Origin of the sequence: Cupriavidus sp. GA3-3 (genome assembly GCF_000389805.1) — a bacterium.
In the GTDB taxonomy this organism is placed as follows: domain Bacteria; phylum Pseudomonadota; class Gammaproteobacteria; order Burkholderiales; family Burkholderiaceae; genus Cupriavidus; species Cupriavidus necator_D.
Genome location: NZ_KB944479.1, coordinates 280,079 through 295,931 on the forward strand (window position 1 = coordinate 280,079; position 15,853 = coordinate 295,931).

17 protein-coding genes and 1 pseudogene are annotated in these 15,853 nt (G+C 63.6%); 7 read left to right on the forward strand and 11 right to left on the reverse strand.

Going from position 1 to position 15,853, the window contains the following annotated elements:
• Positions 1-9 precede the first annotated feature (9 nt).
• The gene (locus tag C265_RS16765) at positions 10-702 is read left to right on the forward strand and encodes an IS6 family transposase (RefSeq protein WP_010812010.1); all 693 of its coding nucleotides are present in this window, start codon (positions 10-12) and stop codon (positions 700-702) included.
• Positions 703-880: 178 nt separating this feature from the next.
• Here the strand turns inward: C265_RS16765 and C265_RS16770 are convergent, their stop codons facing one another.
• From C265_RS16770 to C265_RS16810, 9 genes are all read right to left on the reverse strand, one after another.
• Entirely contained in the window at positions 881-2,311 is a 1,431-nt protein-coding gene (locus C265_RS16770; RefSeq protein ID WP_011615324.1) for an adenylate/guanylate cyclase domain-containing protein, read from the reverse strand.
• A 22-nt stretch (positions 2,312-2,333) separates the two neighbouring features.
• Positions 2,334-2,621 carry a DUF2282 domain-containing protein gene (locus tag C265_RS16775; RefSeq protein ID WP_010812012.1) on the reverse strand — a complete coding sequence of 96 codons (288 nt, stop codon included), beginning with the start codon at positions 2,619-2,621 and terminating at the stop codon, positions 2,334-2,336.
• A gap of 54 nt (positions 2,622-2,675) precedes the next feature.
• Positions 2,676-3,692, reverse strand: coding sequence for a YeeE/YedE thiosulfate transporter family protein (locus C265_RS16780; protein ID WP_037024571.1), 1,017 nt, complete (start codon positions 3,690-3,692; stop codon positions 2,676-2,678).
• 47 nt (positions 3,693-3,739) lie between these two features.
• A complete protein-coding gene (locus C265_RS16785) occupies positions 3,740-4,246 on the reverse strand; it encodes a cupin domain-containing protein (RefSeq protein WP_010812014.1) in 507 nt (168 codons plus the stop codon).
• Between the two features lie 62 nt (positions 4,247-4,308).
• On the reverse strand, positions 4,309-5,370 hold the full coding sequence (locus tag C265_RS16790; protein WP_011615327.1) for a patatin-like phospholipase family protein: 1,062 nt from the start codon (positions 5,368-5,370) through the stop codon (positions 4,309-4,311).
• Positions 5,371-5,379: 9 nt separating this feature from the next.
• A complete protein-coding gene (locus tag C265_RS16795; protein ID WP_010812016.1) occupies positions 5,380-6,162 on the reverse strand; it encodes a 3-hydroxybutyrate dehydrogenase in 783 nt (260 codons plus the stop codon).
• The gene (locus C265_RS16800) at positions 6,155-7,582 is read right to left on the reverse strand and encodes an NAD(P)/FAD-dependent oxidoreductase (RefSeq protein ID WP_010812017.1); all 1,428 of its coding nucleotides are present in this window, start codon (positions 7,580-7,582) and stop codon (positions 6,155-6,157) included. The genes C265_RS16795 and C265_RS16800 overlap by 8 nt, the downstream gene beginning before the upstream one ends.
• Positions 7,583-7,626: 44 nt before the next feature.
• Positions 7,627-8,136, reverse strand: a complete 510-nt coding sequence (locus C265_RS16805) for a DoxX family protein (protein WP_010812018.1) — start codon at positions 8,134-8,136, stop codon at positions 7,627-7,629.
• A gap of 96 nt (positions 8,137-8,232) precedes the next feature.
• Positions 8,233-8,559 (reverse strand): DUF2282 domain-containing protein, encoded by a 327-nt coding sequence (locus C265_RS16810; RefSeq protein ID WP_010812019.1) that lies wholly within the window; start codon positions 8,557-8,559, stop codon positions 8,233-8,235.
• Positions 8,560-8,833: 274 nt separating this feature from the next.
• On the opposite strand from C265_RS16810, the gene C265_RS16815 reads away from it, so the two are divergent.
• Both C265_RS16815 and C265_RS16820 read left to right on the forward strand, forming a co-directional pair.
• The gene (locus tag C265_RS16815; protein WP_010812020.1) at positions 8,834-9,532 is read left to right on the forward strand and encodes a response regulator transcription factor; all 699 of its coding nucleotides are present in this window, start codon (positions 8,834-8,836) and stop codon (positions 9,530-9,532) included.
• A gap of 33 nt (positions 9,533-9,565) precedes the next feature.
• The gene (locus C265_RS16820) at positions 9,566-10,618 is read left to right on the forward strand and encodes a cell wall metabolism sensor histidine kinase WalK (RefSeq protein WP_010812021.1); all 1,053 of its coding nucleotides are present in this window, start codon (positions 9,566-9,568) and stop codon (positions 10,616-10,618) included.
• Here C265_RS16820 and C265_RS16825 read toward each other — a convergent pair.
• Both C265_RS16825 and C265_RS16830 read right to left on the reverse strand, forming a co-directional pair.
• The gene (locus C265_RS16825; protein WP_010812022.1) at positions 10,593-11,399 is read right to left on the reverse strand and encodes a DUF2063 domain-containing protein; all 807 of its coding nucleotides are present in this window, start codon (positions 11,397-11,399) and stop codon (positions 10,593-10,595) included. The two genes, C265_RS16820 and C265_RS16825, sit on opposite strands and share 26 nt — an antisense overlap.
• Entirely contained in the window at positions 11,383-12,243 is an 861-nt protein-coding gene (locus C265_RS16830; RefSeq protein WP_010812023.1) for a DUF692 domain-containing protein, read from the reverse strand. Before C265_RS16830 ends, C265_RS16825 begins: the two co-directional genes overlap by 17 nt.
• 298 nt (positions 12,244-12,541) lie before the next feature.
• Between C265_RS16830 and C265_RS16835 the strand changes: the two genes are divergently transcribed.
• The 4 genes and pseudogenes from C265_RS16835 to C265_RS32930 all read left to right on the forward strand — a co-directional run.
• Positions 12,542-13,807 carry a PAS domain-containing protein gene (locus C265_RS16835; RefSeq protein WP_246840220.1) on the forward strand — a complete coding sequence of 422 codons (1,266 nt, stop codon included), beginning with the start codon at positions 12,542-12,544 and terminating at the stop codon, positions 13,805-13,807.
• Positions 13,808-14,326: 519 nt separating this feature from the next.
• Positions 14,327-14,593 carry a DUF4148 domain-containing protein gene (locus tag C265_RS16840; RefSeq protein WP_010812025.1) on the forward strand — a complete coding sequence of 89 codons (267 nt, stop codon included), beginning with the start codon at positions 14,327-14,329 and terminating at the stop codon, positions 14,591-14,593.
• A gap of 225 nt (positions 14,594-14,818) precedes the next feature.
• Entirely contained in the window at positions 14,819-15,046 is a 228-nt protein-coding gene (locus C265_RS16845; RefSeq protein WP_010812026.1) for a hypothetical protein, read from the forward strand.
• A 221-nt stretch (positions 15,047-15,267) separates the two neighbouring features.
• Positions 15,268-15,599: pseudogene (locus tag C265_RS32930) on the forward strand (ISKra4 family transposase); the annotation flags it as partial.
• Positions 15,600-15,853 lie beyond the last annotated feature (254 nt).

Below are 15,853 nucleotides of genomic sequence, written 5' to 3' on the forward strand. Positions count from 1 at the left end.
TGGGCAGCGATGATGAACGCGGAGATTGCGAAGGTATTGAAGCGCCTGCACTATCCGCTGGAGGTGATGCTGACCTGCATGCGCTGGTATGTCGCCTATCCGCTGCGTCATCTCGAGGAGATGATGGCCGAGCGTGACATCTCGGTTGACCAATCGACCGTGCACCGCTGGGCGCTGAAAATGCTGCTGCCGGCGCTAAACAAAATCTTTCGCCGCTCCAAGCGCCCGGTGGGGAAAAGCTGGCGCATGGACGAAACCTATATCCTGGTACGCGGCAAGTGGAAGTATCTGTACCGGGCGGTCGACAAGGGGGGCAATACCATCGACTTCCTGCTGCGCGCCCAGCCTGACAAGGCCGCAGCACGGCGGTTTTTCGAGAAGGCCATCGCGCAGCACGGCCAGCCTGACACGGTGACCATCGACGGCAGCGCATCTAACCTAGCGGCCCTGCATGACGTTAACGCCGAACGAGAAACTCCCGTCACCATCCGGCAGGTCAAGTACCTGAATAACATTGTCGAGCAGGACCATCGAGCCATCAAACGCTTGACTCGACCAATGCTGGGATTCAAGGACTTTCGCTGCGCGCGCATCCTGCTGGGCGGTATCGAGCTCATGCACATGATTGCCAAGGGCCAGATGCAGGCCCACGAAGGGCGCAATCCGTCCGCTGCAGAGCAATTCTATTCACTGGCAGCATAAGTCAGTTGTGCCCTCTGGGGTCTTCTCGTCCTTGCTCCCTTACAGCTACAGAGCCCTTCGTCGAGATAAATGGTGATCGCCACTGGCTGCCAACGGGGGATCACCGAGAGTTCATGAAAGTGAATGCCACGCGGCAAGAGTTGCCAGCGCTGACATACAGCAGGACACTACAAATCAATTAGGCATCCGATGAAAGTGCCAGGGCCACCAGCTGCATCGTGCCGCTTACGCCGCCTACAGACTGCTGGGGAAGGACGTGCTTCTCGCCAAGATAGCCCTGCACGCGAGCCCGCTGATAGCTGGCTCGCGTGGTGAGGCCTCGCGTCCCCTGGATCTTGTTCTGCTTCTCAAGCTTGGCCGCAAGATTGACCGTGTCACCAATCACCGTGTACTCAAGGCGGCTGCCATGCCCGAGTATGCCGAACAGCACCGGCCCGCTTGCCATCCCAGCGCCAACGTCAGGTGCAGGCTGACCGCTGGACTGCCGCCGAACCCGCCATTGGTCAACCGCTTCCAGGATGGCATCGATGGCACGCAAGGCATTTGCCGCATGGCAATCGTCGGCAGTGACGGCGCCAAAGCTGGCAAGGATGCCGTCGCCCATGAATTTGTCTATGCTGCCGCCATGCGCTTTGACAATCGGCACAACCAGGCTTTGGTATTCGCCCAGTAATTGGATCAGTGCGGAGGGCTGCAGCATGGCAGACGCCTGAGTGAAGCCGCGCATGTCGAGGAACACGACCGACGCCTCGCGCAGCTCGGCGTGGCCGACCATGACGCTTGCTTCGGAGTCGGTGATGCGATGGGCCACGGAATCGTCAAAGAATAGCGACAGGTCCGCGACCGCCAGTTGGCCCTTGACGGCCTTGACCACAAAGCCGCGCGCCCTGGCCAGGGCCAATGCCAGCGTGGCGCTGACGATCAGGATGGAAAGCAGCTTGTCGAACTCCGCTCCGTAGTGGATCTGGGTCGAGCGCAATGCGGTGACATAGTCCCAGGTGACAGGGTTGCCGCTCGCGTGTGTCAGCGCGTAGTGCAGCAACAGCAGCCAGCCCAAGGTCGCTGTGAGGCCCGACAGCGCCACCCAGAGCGGTTCGAAGCGCAGGGCACGCAAGGCGATTAAGCCGAAGATATAGGCGAATTCGGTGGTTTTCAGGTACATCTGGGCAGGCTGCTCGTACTGCAGGTGGTAGGCCCAGATGACGAAGATCAGGACTGCCATTTCGGCCACCACGCTCAGTCCCACCATCCAGTTGGCCAGTTGCCGGGTCATGGCAAGGTAGAGCCGGACCAACGCCAGCACCGCGAACAGCGAGATGCCGAGCGGTACCGCGCGTACGGGCGCGTCGGGTGAAAAGCCCGGGGGCGTTCCGAGATAAAGGACCGCGAACAGGAGCAGCACCAGCAGTTGCAGTGAGGTCACCAGCAACTCGCTCAGATACTGTTCACGCTCCAGCTCCCGCCGTACTCGTGGCGGCAACTGCATGCCCTGGCCCAACGCGGCGAGCTTCGCTGCTAGCCCCGCAGCGATTTTCCGTGCCATGCTTGCCGCAATACGTTCCGACTTCTGCCGGTGCGGTGCCGTCAGTGTCTGTCCTTCCTCTTTCATCGCGCGGTCCCGCAGCCACCGCTCAGGGTGCGGCAGACCTGAGGCTGCCACCCGCGATCCGGGCGCAGGTGCCGGCGGGCAGCATCAGCCATTCATCGCCGGCGGCGTCGTGGCGGGCGCGGCCCGCGCAAGCGTGCAGCGCGGTGCCGCAGTCGTTCCTGCCTGCCCTGGCTACGCCGAAGCACCGTTCACGGTCCAAGGCAAAGTGTGCCGGGGAACTGGCCAACAGATGCGTGTTCTGCTTGATCGCAAGCCCGACGGCAGCGAGCGCGGTCGCGATCACCAGCGCGTTCCCGATACGGTGGCTCATGCTTACTCCTTCAGACTGTCAGCAGTGCAACACGACTGGTCCTGCTAGTCTTGCCTAGGATTGCGGGGCGCCCGGAGTCGCAGCGGTCTGGCCAAGCCGACGCTGAAGCCATTGCGCGAGCGCGATGGTGACGCACATCGTGCCGAATGCGACCCATGCATACGGCCACAGCAGGGGCATGCCGACCAGCAGCAGTCCATCGTTGCCGCCCGGAATCAGCATGCCGCCCCAGCCCATGATGGCACCGCCTGTGAAGCACCGGAGACACTGCGCACTGGAAGTCGCGGGACCTTCGCGGCGGCCAGCGCTCATCCCGCCGAGGATGGCACCAGCGAGCAGCCCCAGCGATAGCAATGCCCGTGCCGGCAGCATGGCAGCGCTGCCACGTGCCAGTTCGGCCAGCACCTCGGTGTATGACCACGCGCCTGCCAGCAACAGGAGCAGCAAGAAGGTGACACCGATCACCGTGGTGGCATGGTGCGGTGACCAGATCCGGGCGGCAACGCGTGCATGCCACGTTTGCTCCAAGGGTGCAGGAGCGCCATGGCGTCGCGCCCGCTGCCACAGACGGAGCAGCCGCCATCCGACGAACAGAAGGAAAAGCACTGTCAGCAGCGGCGCAGCACCCCATACCGGCGAGGTGGCTGAGAGCGCCGGGCGCTCGGCTTGCGGCCACAGCGCAAGCAGCCCCACGCAGCCTGCGTAATATCCGAGGGGTGTGGCAGCATACGCCCATTGCCCGCTGCCCAGCCGGGCGATGGCGCCGAATACGCATGCGCCATTGATGAAGGCGCCCAGCCCGAGCAGGGCGCCTCCCAGGACGGTCAGGCCATCGACCGGATAGCCGGGCGGCATGGCCGGAAGCAGATGCAACCGCTGCGCGATCAGCAGTCCGCCACACACGTACAGCGACGCTTCTGCCATGGCACGGAGGCGCGAGCAACTGCGCGACGACGTGATCTCGCTGACCGCGGCGACCGCACAGGTTGCGCCGCGCTGGATGGCGAATCCCATCACGGCGGCGCAAAGCAGGGCGCCGGCAAAGGACAGACTCAGCAGCATGAGTTTCATGGGCGCATCATCCTCGGGCATGCGCAGGTAGCCGTCCCCACACCTGTTCACATAGTATGCGGGTCCATCTTCATTTCGACCGGGAAGAGATCGGACGACAGCAAGACTGCGGGGCTGCCGCCTTCATTCTTCCACCAGTGGGAAGTCCCGTTCCTCTCCGCGGTCACGTCGCCGGCGCGGTGTACGATCGGAACCGCGCAGTTGCTCGCGTACTCCACGATCTCGCCGGAGACGATATAGATGATTGCCGGGCGGTTGTTGTGGCTGTGCCATGGCACGATGCCACCGGGCTGCACGTCGAGCTGGCGCAGCCGCAGCAGGCGTCCCGCTACGGCTGCCGGCTCCTTCGAAAGGTCGGTCGAGGCGCGCACTGTATCGGCGACGCCCTTGGGTTCTGTCGCGCCAGGCCGCTGCCCCTGGCCATCCGCGACGCGCTTGTCGGCGGGGCACTGGCCGGCATAGGCCATCACTGAGACGAGGGACAGGGTGACGGTGACGATCGCGCCGCGCATCACGCGATGCCAGACGGGTACGGCTTGCTTGGTGGTAGTCATGGTCCTAAACTCCGTGGGTTGAGGAATCCGCGCCGACCGCTTCGGTGGCGCTACGTGGTGGATCAGAGAAATTCCTGGTGCAAGTCGACGCTGCACCGTTCACCGATTGCGCTGTAGTTCTGCTGCAACCAGCGCCCGGCCTCGTCCCGGCCCTGATCGCGCAGATAGCAAAGGAAGTCCCAGTCGGCATTGAGCTTGCTGGAGACGCCGAGCGCCATCATGGTCTGGTCCGAGCGGATCGAGTGGATCAGCATCTCCTTCATTTCCCCGCGGTTGACCTTGCCATCCTGGATGAGCCTGGTGACGAAGCTGATGGCGCGCAGTTCGCGGATCAACGAGGAGTTGAAGCTGACCTCGTTGATGCGATTGAGGATCTCCGCGGCGGTCTTCGGCACACCCTTGCGCACGATGGGATTGATATGGACGATCACCACATCCCGCGCGCCACAGTTGTAGATCAACGGGAAAATGGCGGGGTTGCCGACATAGCCGCCGTCCCAGTAGTGTTCGCCGCCAATTTCCACCGCCTGGAACAGGAACGGCAGGCAGGCAGAAGCCAGCACAGCCTTCAGGCTGATGTCGTCGCGCGAGAACACGCGTACCTTGCCGGTCTCGACATTGGTCGCACACAGGTAAAGGTGGATCGGGCAGTGCTGGTTAAGCGCGTCAAAGTCGACATGGCGGGCCAGCACGTCGCGCAGCGGGTTGAAGTTGAGCGGGTTGAACTGGTAGGGCGACAGCACACGCAGCATCATGTCCGTCAGCAGGTACATCGGCGAGTAATCGAGCCCGTAGCCGTTGTGCAGCAAGGTCTCCCATGGCAGCTTGCGGAACGGGTTGCTGGCGCGCGCGGCGTTGGCAACGTCGCGCCAGAAGTCGTGCAGGGCGGTGCGGGCGCGTGGCGGCCCGCCCTGGAGCAGGCCGTACGCGAGCACCGCGGCATTCATCGCGCCGGCGCTGGTGGCGCTGACGCCCTCGATTGCAAGCCGGCCGTCTTCGAGCAGGCGGTCCAGCACGCCCCAGGCAAAGGCACCATGGGCACCCCCGCCTTGCAGCGCCAGCGTGATCGGCTTCACGGCTTGGCCGGTTTCTCCGGCATCTCGCGTTCCAGGATTGGTCGACATGGCTCGCCCTCAGTGCTGGGTCCAGCCACCATCCATTGCGAGCGCAGTGGCGGTCATCGAGGCTGAATTGTCCGAGGCCAAGAACAGGGCCAGGACAGCAAGTTCGTCAATCCGCACGAACTCCTTGCGCGCCTGGTGCACCAGCAGGACATCGCGCACGACGTCGGCGGGCGAGATCCGGTGCGCGCGCGCCTGGTCGGCGATCTGCTGTTCCACCAGCGGCGTCTTGACATAGCCGGGGCAGATCGTATTGCTGGTAATGCCAAACTCGGCCGCCTCCAGCGCCACAGCCTTGGACAGGCCGATCAGCCCGTGCTTGGCGGCGACATAGGGCGCCTTGAACGGCGAAGCCACCAGGCCATGGGCGGAGGCGATATTGATGATGCGGCCCCAGCGCCTGGCCTTCATGCCGGGCAGGACGGCCTTGATCAGGTGGAACGCAGAGGACAGGTTGATGGCAACGATGGCGTCCCACTTGTCGTCCGGCATCTCTTCGGTCGGGGCAACATGCTGGATGCCCGCGTTATTCACGATGACGTCAACCTTGCCGAACTCGGATGCAGCAAATTCGGCCATTTCGCGAACCTGGCAAGGTTGGCTCATATCCGCCGGCGAATAGCGCACGCGCACGCCATACTCGCCCTCCAGCCCTGCACGCGTGGCTTCAATTTGCTCGGCATCGCCGAAGCCGTTCAGCAGTACATCGGCGCCATGGGCGGCAAAGGCGCGCGCAATGCCAAGCCCGATACCGCTGCTGGAGCCGGTAACGATGGCTGATTTTCCTTCAAGCATGTTGATCTCCTGTTAGCGTGGGGGCGGCGGGGGTGGCGTAGGGCGTCCGCGGTATCCCGGAAAAGTCATGCGTTGCAATGCGGGTTGCCGATGCACCCGGCGCTTGTGGGCGGTGGGGTGGCAGCCCATCGGGTGGCGATTCGTCTGCCTCGCTGGTGCGTGTAAAGCGCAGGTGGGTGATGTCAGTCGGGAAGAACATGGACAACGTCCATTCCGCCCAGAGGCGCAGCTTGCGCCCGAGCGTCGGCATGCGCATCAGGTACAGCGCACGCCAGGCCAGCCAGGCCGGCAAGCCCGAGAAGCTGAAGCCATACACCTGGGCAACGCCCTTCATATGCCCGATGCTGGCCATCGCGCCCTTGCTCTGGTACGAAAACGGTTTGCTTTCACGCTGTTCCAGGTGGCCGGCGAGGTTATGGGCAAGCTGGCGCGCCTGAGCCACGGCGAACTGCGCGGTTGGCAGCGAATCCTCGTCGGTGGCGGCGTTGGCCACCCGTGCGCAATCGCCGATGGCCCACAGTCCGGGCATGCCGCGCACCGACATATCCGGGTTGGTCTCGATGCGTCCGCGCCGGGTGGCTAGTGCGAGATTGCGCTCCAGGGTGGCGACCAGCGGATTCGGCTTGGTGCCGACGGTGCAGACCACCGTTGCACCTTCGATCATTTCGCCGTCAGCCAGCACCACCGTGTCGGCTTCGAAGCGGACGGCCCGGGTACCGAGCCTGAGCCGGATGCCGCGCGCGGCCATATGGCGTGCCGCGGCCATGCCAAGCGAGGCGGGCAACTCGGGAAGCAGTTGCCCGGTGTCATGGAGCAGCGTCACCGCCAGCTCTTCGCGCTGCACGCGCGGGTAGAAGCGCCGGATGCTGCAAAGATAATCGGCGAGTTCCCCGGCAACCTCCACGCCCGAAAAGCCCCCGCCCACCACGATGAAATGGCCCAGCCGGCGGCGCAGGACCGGGTCCGACTCCAGTTCCATGCGGGCCAGCTGGCGCAACACGCGGTTGCGGATAAACAGGGCGTCACCCACAAGCTTCAGGGGCAGGGCGTGCTCGGCCATGCCTGGCACCAGGTCGAGATTCGCTCGAGTGCCGAAGGCAAACACCAGATGGTCGAAGGGAATCTCGCGCAGGCCCGCCAGGGTCGTGCAGGACAGCTTGCCCTGGGCGTAGTTGACGTCCTGCACGGTGCCCATGATGAACTGGGTCCGCCTGAGCATCTGGCGGATCGGCACGATCACGTGTTCAGGGAAGACCGAGGCACCCACCACCTCGGCCAGCATCGGGTTGAAGGTGGTGTAGCTTTCGTCGCTGACGAGCATCAGCCGGTGAGTCGTCGGCAGCAGCTTCTCCAGCGCCTGGGCCAGCGTGGTGCCGGCGAATCCACCACCGATGATGACGATGTTGTTCTCTGCAAGCATGACGGTTCCTTTTGCCCCTGGCATGGCGCCCTGGGGCTTTCGAGCTAGTGGCTGCCCTTGCCGCGCAGCAGGAAGCGGTCGATCAGGTGGTCCAGCGAGAGCCGGCCGGGGCCGTGCAGCATCGTGACCAGCAGCAGGAGTCCCCAGTACTGGTGGTCCTTCAGGCCGACTTCGCCCAATCCCGGATACGAGATCACCGCGACGATGTTGAAGACGAACAAGGCCAGCGCGGCTGCCCGCGTACCGAGCCCGAGCACGAGCAGCACCGGCAGGCACAGCTCCGCTGCGGTACCAAGATAGGCGGCCAGGACCGGGTTCAAAAGCGGCACGGCGTATTCGCTTTCGAAGAGCGCAAGCGTGGTGGACCAGCTGGCGAGCTTGGTCAGCCCGGACTGGAAGAACACCAGGCCGATCAGTACGCGAATGCCGAGATCGAGCACAGGAGCCAGCATTTCCAGCAGGCGGATCGCCGCCTGCCCAGCGGCGATGATGTGCGAAGGCTTTGCGCCGGCCACATCCAGCGGCGCGGACGACAGAGGGGTGGTGCATTTCATTTGGGCTACCTCGCGAAGCGGTCAAGGACTTGGGGCGCGCTGGGCAGCCGTGACGCGGTTCGTGGCACGGCTTTCCGCTGCAGGCTCGGGTGCCGCTCAGGCCGGGTGGGCCGCCTTGGCGGCCGGGCTGAGTTCGCCGCTCTTGCCACCTGGCTTGGCGAACTCGGACATCTGCAGCCGGCCGCCCGCGATTCTTTCGCAAGTGCCCTTGGGCACCAGGATCCAGGCTTCCGCGTCGCGGTCGACCTTGGCCGTGGCGGCGCAGGAGCTCTTGCTGGTGCCGCAGTCGTTCTTGCCGGCCTTGGCAATGCCCGCGCATTTTTCGTTGTTGCCTGCCGCTGCCATGGCCTGGGAGGTGGCGCCGGCAATACCAAGGGCCAGCATGCCTGCAATCGCGCCGCGGATGATCTGTTCGCTGTTCATGACGCACTCTCCATATTCGGTTGAGTTCAGGACAGGAGGGATACCTGTCTCTGGACTGCAGTATGGAAAGGAGAGCTCACGCTTGTTTCGCCCAAATTTCAAATTTTCTTCACACGGGCGCGGGTGGTGATGGGCCGGGGCGTCAGCGACGCCGGCGGATGGCTTTCCATCCACGAAATGCGTTCTAGAATGGTTCAGTGACTGCCCGGCCGCAAACCGGGCGGCAAGGACGGTGTTGCCGACATCCCGCATGCTTCAACGATGAGGTGAAACCATGTCGCGCCAGGTTCTGGTGATCGAGGACGACGCGGATATCGCCGAACTGGTACGGCTGCAGGTGAGTGGCCTGTCTTGCGACGTGAAGGTGATCAACCATGGCAGGGCGGGACTGGAAGAGGCGCTGAGTCGTCCCTATGACCTGGTCATCCTGGACCTGATGCTACCGGGCGCCGACGGGCTGGAGATCTGCCGGCGCCTGCGTGCGGAACTGCGCTATACGCCTATCCTGATGCTCACCGCACGCTCCACTGAACTGGACCGGGTGCTGGGACTGGAGATGGGCGCCGACGACTACCTGACCAAGCCGTTCAGCGTCCTTGAGCTGGCCGCGCGGGTCAAGGCGATCTTCCGGCTGGTCGACACCCTGGCCAACCCGCCATCCGATGGCCCCAGGACGGTGCAGGTCAAGTCCCTGCACATCGATATCGACAAGTGTGAAGTGAGCGTGCGCGGCACGCCGATCTGCCTCACCGCCAAGGAATTCCAGCTGCTGCTCTACTTTGCCAGCAATCCGGGGCGCGTCTTCAGCCGCGCCCAGTTGCTGGACCAGGTCTGGGGCTATAGCCACAGTGGCTACGAGCACACGGTAAGTTCGCATATCAACCGGCTGCGCGCCAAGATCGAACTCGACCCCAACGAGCCGGAGTACATCCAGACCGTCTGGGGCGTGGGCTACAAGTTCTGCAATACGTAATAGGGCGCAATAGGGGAAGGGAAAGGGGATTCCATGATCCGCACCCTTTACGGCAGGCTGGCGGTGGTGCTGATGGCGGTGTTCATTACCATCGGCGCGCTGATGATCCTGGCCTCCCAGAAGATGATCGAGACGCAGCGCCTGATCGAACTGGCGACCGACCTCATTATCGGTACGGTGGCCTTCAGCCTGGTGGCGGCGCTGATCGTGTTTCGGCTGTTGACGGTACGGCTGCGCGTGCTGTCGGAGGCCATCGAGGCATTCCGGGCTGGCGGTTTTTCCACGCCGGTGCGACTGGCGCGAGACGGCCGTGCGGACGACGAGATCCAGAAGCTCAGCACGGCGTTCGAGGAGATGTCCGAGCGGATTGTCACGCAGCTCGCCCAGCTGTCACAGGTGGACCAGCAACGGCGCGAGCTGCTTGCCAATGTCTCCCACGACCTGCGTACGCCGCTCGCATCGATGCAGGGTTACCTGGAAATGCTGCTGCTGAAAGCCGAAGAGATGACGCCCGAGGACCGCAATCGCTACCTGCAGGTGGCGACCAGGCATTGCGAACGGCTCGGCAAGCTGGTGCAGGACCTGTTTGACCTGACCAAGCTCGAAGCGCGGGAGGTCCAGCCGCGGCTGGAGAGCTTCCCGTTGTCGGAACTGGCGCAGGACGTGGTCCAGAAGTTCGCCCTGGCGGCAAACAAGCGCGGGCTGGCCCTGCTGGCGACGTCAGGTCCCGGTTGTCCGCCGGTGAGCGCCGATATCGGCATGATCGAGCGGGTGCTGGAGAACCTGATCGAGAACGCCATGCGCTATACGCCTGCCGGCGGAGAAATCAGCGTCGACGTCCAGGCCGCCGGGGAGCGCGTCGAACTGACCGTGCGCGATACCGGCCAGGGCATAGACACGAGCCAGGTGCAGGGTGTGTTCGACCGTTACTACCGAGTGGAGCGTACGGAGTCTGACAATGGCAGCAACGTCGGTCTCGGGCTGGCCATCAGCCGGCGCATCGTGCAGTTGCACGGCGGCGAGATCCGTGTGCGCAGCGCGCTCGGCAAGGGCACTGCCTTTACGATCGACCTGGCGCGGGGATAAGGCCGGCGGCGCAGGCGTCGAAATCAGTGATCGTCGCGTCTAGGATGCGGCGCTGGATAAAGTCGGCCAGTGCGAAGCCGGGCGCTGCCTGCAGCGCCCGCTGATACGCCGGCTCGAGCGCGGCACCGCCATCCAGTGCGTCGAGCATGGCGTATTCGCCGACATTCAGGGACTGCACTTCGACCACAAAGCCGCTGCGCCTGACCAGCAGCCAGTCGCCGCCGCTGTCGGCGTCGATCTCGATAGCGTCCGCATGATCTGGCTGGTTCGCCTGCCAAATATGCAGCACCGGAAATGGGGACGCGAGTAAGCGGCAGGCCGGGTTCAGCTTCAGGCGCAGGCATGCGGCATCAGCCTCGGCGAGCGCGCCCAGGCGCTTCAGCGCGAGCGGCTCGGCGTCTGCCGCATGGAAAACCTCATGCGTCAGCCATTCGAGCCTTGCCACATCGGGCAGGTAGCGCACGCCCGCAGCCGGTCCGAATTGCGCGAGGAAGTCCGGAAAGCTCTTGCCGAAGCGCTGGATGTCGCCGCTGGTGGATGGGCAGGCCCGGATATACCGGCCCGCCGTGGCATCGAAGAACGGCTCGCCCACCAGGCGCTCGATCACGGGGAATACGGCGCGCAGCGCCTCGCACAAGTTGTGGCGCACGTTGCCGGCGTAAATGCCGAGGCTCCGCTGCGCGTCCATGGCGCCGCCGACGATGTGGTCGAACAGTGCAGCCGGGTCCTGCTCGAGCACCGCCCGGGCAAAACGACACTGGATCTCATGCAATGAAGGCATCGTCGGTCTCCAGCATCTGGTCTGCCCTGCGGGCTTCGTCGAGCAGTACCTCGAGCGGGGGAATGTCGGTATCCCACTCGATCAGGGTCGGAACCGGGCCAAAGCGGGCGAGCGCATGCCGATAGAGTCTCCATACCGGCTCTGCCACGCGCTGGCCGTGGGTGTCGATCAGCATGCCGCCGCTGTGGTCAAAGCCAGCCAGGTGGATCTCCTTCACCGCGCCCACGGGGATCGCATCGATATAGCCCGATGCATCGGTGTCGTGGTTGACCGCGTTGACGTAGATGTTATTGACGTCAAGGAGGATGCCGCAACCGGTTCGCGCCACCAGCGCGGCGATGAACTCGGGCTCGGCAATCGTCGAGTGGCTGAACCGGAGATAGCTGGTGATGTTCTCCACCAACAACTGCTGTTGCAGGTAGTCCTGTACTTCCTGCACGTGTTCGCACACGACGGCGAGCGATTCCTCCGTGTAGGGCAGCGGCAGCAGGTCGTTGAGGTAGCGGTCTCCAATGCGGCCCCAGCTCAGATGTTCGGATACCAGCCCTGGCTGGAAGCGCCGGAGCAGGGCAGCCAGCCGCTGCAGGTGCGCGCGATCCGGCCGGTCCGTAGCGCCCAGGCACAGGCCGACGCCGTGCAGGCTCAGCGGGTGGGCGGCCCGCACCTGTGCAAGGTAGTGCAGGGGCTGACCTCCATCACCGAAGTAGTTTTCACTATGGACTTCGAACCACCCTGTCGCGGGCGTTTCCGCGAGGACCTGGCGATAGTGTGGGGCGCGCAAGCCGATCCCGGCCCGGGGCGGGATGGCGGCTCCCATATTGGGGTGGAGGCTGGTGGATAGCATCGGAAGTCCTGTCGGTGGCGGTTTCCTTCAGCCCCACTCTGGCCGACAAAGATCACGAAACTCTCACGCGGCCTTCAATTAAGTCCTCCGATCAGCGCTATGGGCAGGGTGCGGGCGTGATTCCGCGGTACTGGTTGGTGGCGGGATCGTGGGCTATGTTAGGAAGGGCTCGCGCCGGCGTGTCACGCGAGGGTGGTGCGGACGTGGCATGCCTCCACAGAACCGCGCAAGCTGTAAAGCAAAAGGCACCTGTTGTGATGCGCGTCTGTAGCGACGGGGGCGGAACAGAAAGAGAATCATGATGGGCCTGAGAGCAAAGCTGCTGCTGCCGCCGGCATTGATCAGCCTGCTGCTGATTGCCTACCTCCTGCTCGGCTGGGTGCCCGGCGCGGGCCCGCCCGGCACGCGCACGGGCATCGCACTGGTGGCGGCGGCCGGGCTGGCGTTGCTGCTTGGCGTGCTCGCCCTTGCTATTCACGCCTTCTGGGGACGTCCGCTTAGCGCGCTGCTGCGCAGTTGCGCCGCATCCCAGGTATCACGCAACGATGGCGCCGGCCGCGGCAAGCCCCCTGATGAATTCGAGCAGATTCGCCAGGTCGTCACGGACTTGCGCGCGTGCGTCGAGTCGTCGCAAAGCACATTGGCGTTGTCGATGGAACAGCGCCGACAGCAGGAAATCGCGCTGCGTTCCAGCGAAGAACGCTATACCCTGGCCATGCGCAGCGCCGATGACGGCCAGTGGGAATGGAATTTCCAGACCAACGAATTCCACCTGTCGCAACGCTGGAAGGCCATGCTCGGCTTTGAAGAAGACGAACTGCCGGATAGCCTGCAGGCCTGGAAAGAACGGGTACATCCCGCCGACCTGCTCGCGGTCGAGCAGGCGATGGCACGCCACCTCGAGGGTGCCAGCCCGCGCTATCAGCAGCAGTGCCGCTTGCTGCACAAGGACGGGTACTACCGGTGGGTCAATTCGCTGGGCAGCGCCATTCGCCATGCCAACGGCAAGGCATTGCGGCTGGTCGGCCTGGATACCGATGTGACCCGTATCAAGCGCGTCGAAGAGATTCTCAAGCACATCGTCGAGGGCACCTCCGGCACCTGTGGCGACGAATTTTTCCGCGCACTGGTCCGCCACTTCGCTGGCGCACTGGACGTCCCCTGCGCCTTCGTTACGGAATGTACCGGGTGGCCGCCACGGCGTGTCCACACGCTGGCCTTCTGGTTCAAGGATGACTTTCGCGACAACGTCGAGTACGACCTGGCCGGCACGCCTTGCGAGGCGGTTTTCGACCATGGCTTGCCGGTGTTCTACCCGGAGGGGATTGGCAAGTTGTTTCCGCGAGAGCAGGGCTTCGAATCCTATTACGGCTTGCCCATCCAGGACAGTCAGGGCAAGGTGATCGGGCACATGGCCTTCCTCAACATTCGAAAGATGAAGGAGGAAGAAGTCCTGATGGACTACGTGTACCGCATCTTTACCGCGCGTGCCGCCGCCGAGATAGAGCGCAAAGCCGTCCTTGAACACCTGACCCGGGCACAGGCAGCGCCCGGTGCCGGGTAGCGCAGCGACGGGCGGCGCGGGAACGCCGCTTGTCGGCCACGCCATGTGTCGCCGCCTGACGCGTCATGGTCCGATGCGCGGCGCCAGCAGATCAGACACCCCCCCGATGCAGCGTTTCCACGCACGCGATCGAGCATGGCAATGCCCACATAAGGAATCACGAATCCGTCCTTGCCACCGTCCCGTCCTACGTCGCATGACAGCGTAACCGGTTTGCTGCTTGACCAGTTGCTCGATGGGGTGGCTTTAACCATCAGAGCGTGACGCGGCTAGCTTCATCGCTTCTGCATGGATAGCCGATAGCGGGGGACAAATAGGCGCTCAATGGTGCGCCGTGACGGAAATTTGATCTTTAACGGATAAAGGCGTGAGTTCTGTTGCGCACACTACATACCAAGGACAGACAATCAGTCTGTCCGAGTTTAAACCCGTCGCGGACCGTCATGAAAATGTCGAAGTGCGCTTGCGCCGGCCCGGCTCAACCCCTCTTAATGCCTAGGAAACAGGACCTGGACCAACATGAAACCCATCACGATCTCTTCCCTCGCCGCTGCCCTGCTCTTCTCGACGCTCGCTGTCGCGGCACATGCCGCCAACGCCAGCGGTGCGGCCCTTCCCCTGACGCGCGCCGAAGTGCGTGCCGACCTTGAAGCCTGGACACGCGCAGGCCTGGCCGAGTACTGGCACGGCGATAGCGGCCCCGATGTCAACAGCGCGGAATATCAACGGCGATTTGCCGTCTATGAAAGCCTGCGGGCGGCCCAGAGAGAGGCCGCCGCACGCTGATCCGGCAAGAATGACGAGTGCCCACAGCAACTGCGCCACCCGGGGCGATGCCGTTCAGATAACCACTGTCGTTCCCGCGAAGGCAGGAACCCAGTGACTTTAAAAAGACGCTGGATTCCCGCCTGCGCGGGAATGTCATCCCGAATCGTCTACTCAACTGCTTAAGCTACAGTGCGCAAATCATATTGAATGGAACTATGTAACCGCCTGAAAAGGAGGTGGAAAATGCTAAAGAAAGTCTTATTGCTCGTTGCGGCGAGTGCCGCGCTCGGTGTCGGGGTTGCTGATGCCGGCATCGGGATGCGCGATGTCTATACCGATGGCGCTGTGATGGGGCCGCGAGACCCCTATACCAATGGTGGCAGAGCAACCACCGATAGACGGGATGTGTTTACGGATGGCGCGAGAATCACCAACCGCGATGGGTACATCGAAGAGGGCTCACAAAAGTAAGGGCTTGAAGAAGTACCCCAAGTGATGGGCGCGCCCTCTATGCGTCCATTTGCGAGTCGCCCGCCCCCGGAGGATACCCTTGCGGGGGTGTTTCTTTTTTGAAGGCCACAGTGCATCGGGTACAGTAAGGCGCGCTTGACGACGCCGTCGCGCACATGGCCAGTGTAGCTGCTACTGATGCCTGTTGAGGCTGCGCGCAGACGACACCAGATCGATGCTACTGGGATCTCGACGCTGAGGCCATTCCCGAGGAGGCCAAGCTCCTCGGCAAGCTCGAGGAGTTCATCGTCTATCTGGATAACAGCCGGCACTTCATCGTGAACTGCGGTGACCGCTTCCGCCACGGGGAGCACGTTGCATCGGGTTTCGTCGAATCGGCCGTCAACCAGGTGATCAGCAAGCGATTCGTCAAACGGCAACAGATGGCCTGGCGACTGCAGCACGCGCACGCACTGCTACAGATCCGGACGGCCGTGCTCAATGACCAGCCCCGCATTCTGAACGATGGTATCCCTCCATCGCCGATGAAAACGACCACCGCTTTGCCGCTTAATCAGCCCCGGTTTGGCGCGGTCTCAAGCCGAGGCGGCGGCGCTCGCCGATCGGCTCGTGGTCGCCGAGCAGGCGCAGCGCCGAACCGCCTGTGACTTGGACGCCGATCTTAGCCTCGGCAACAAGGCCTGAATGGGCCCGGGGCGTCAGTCGCGACGACGCCATGAACGACCGGCGGGTCGGCGACATTGGGGCAGCGTATCGCAACGACCCTACATTTTTATAAATCAACGGCTTAGTCGAATAGGCCACCGG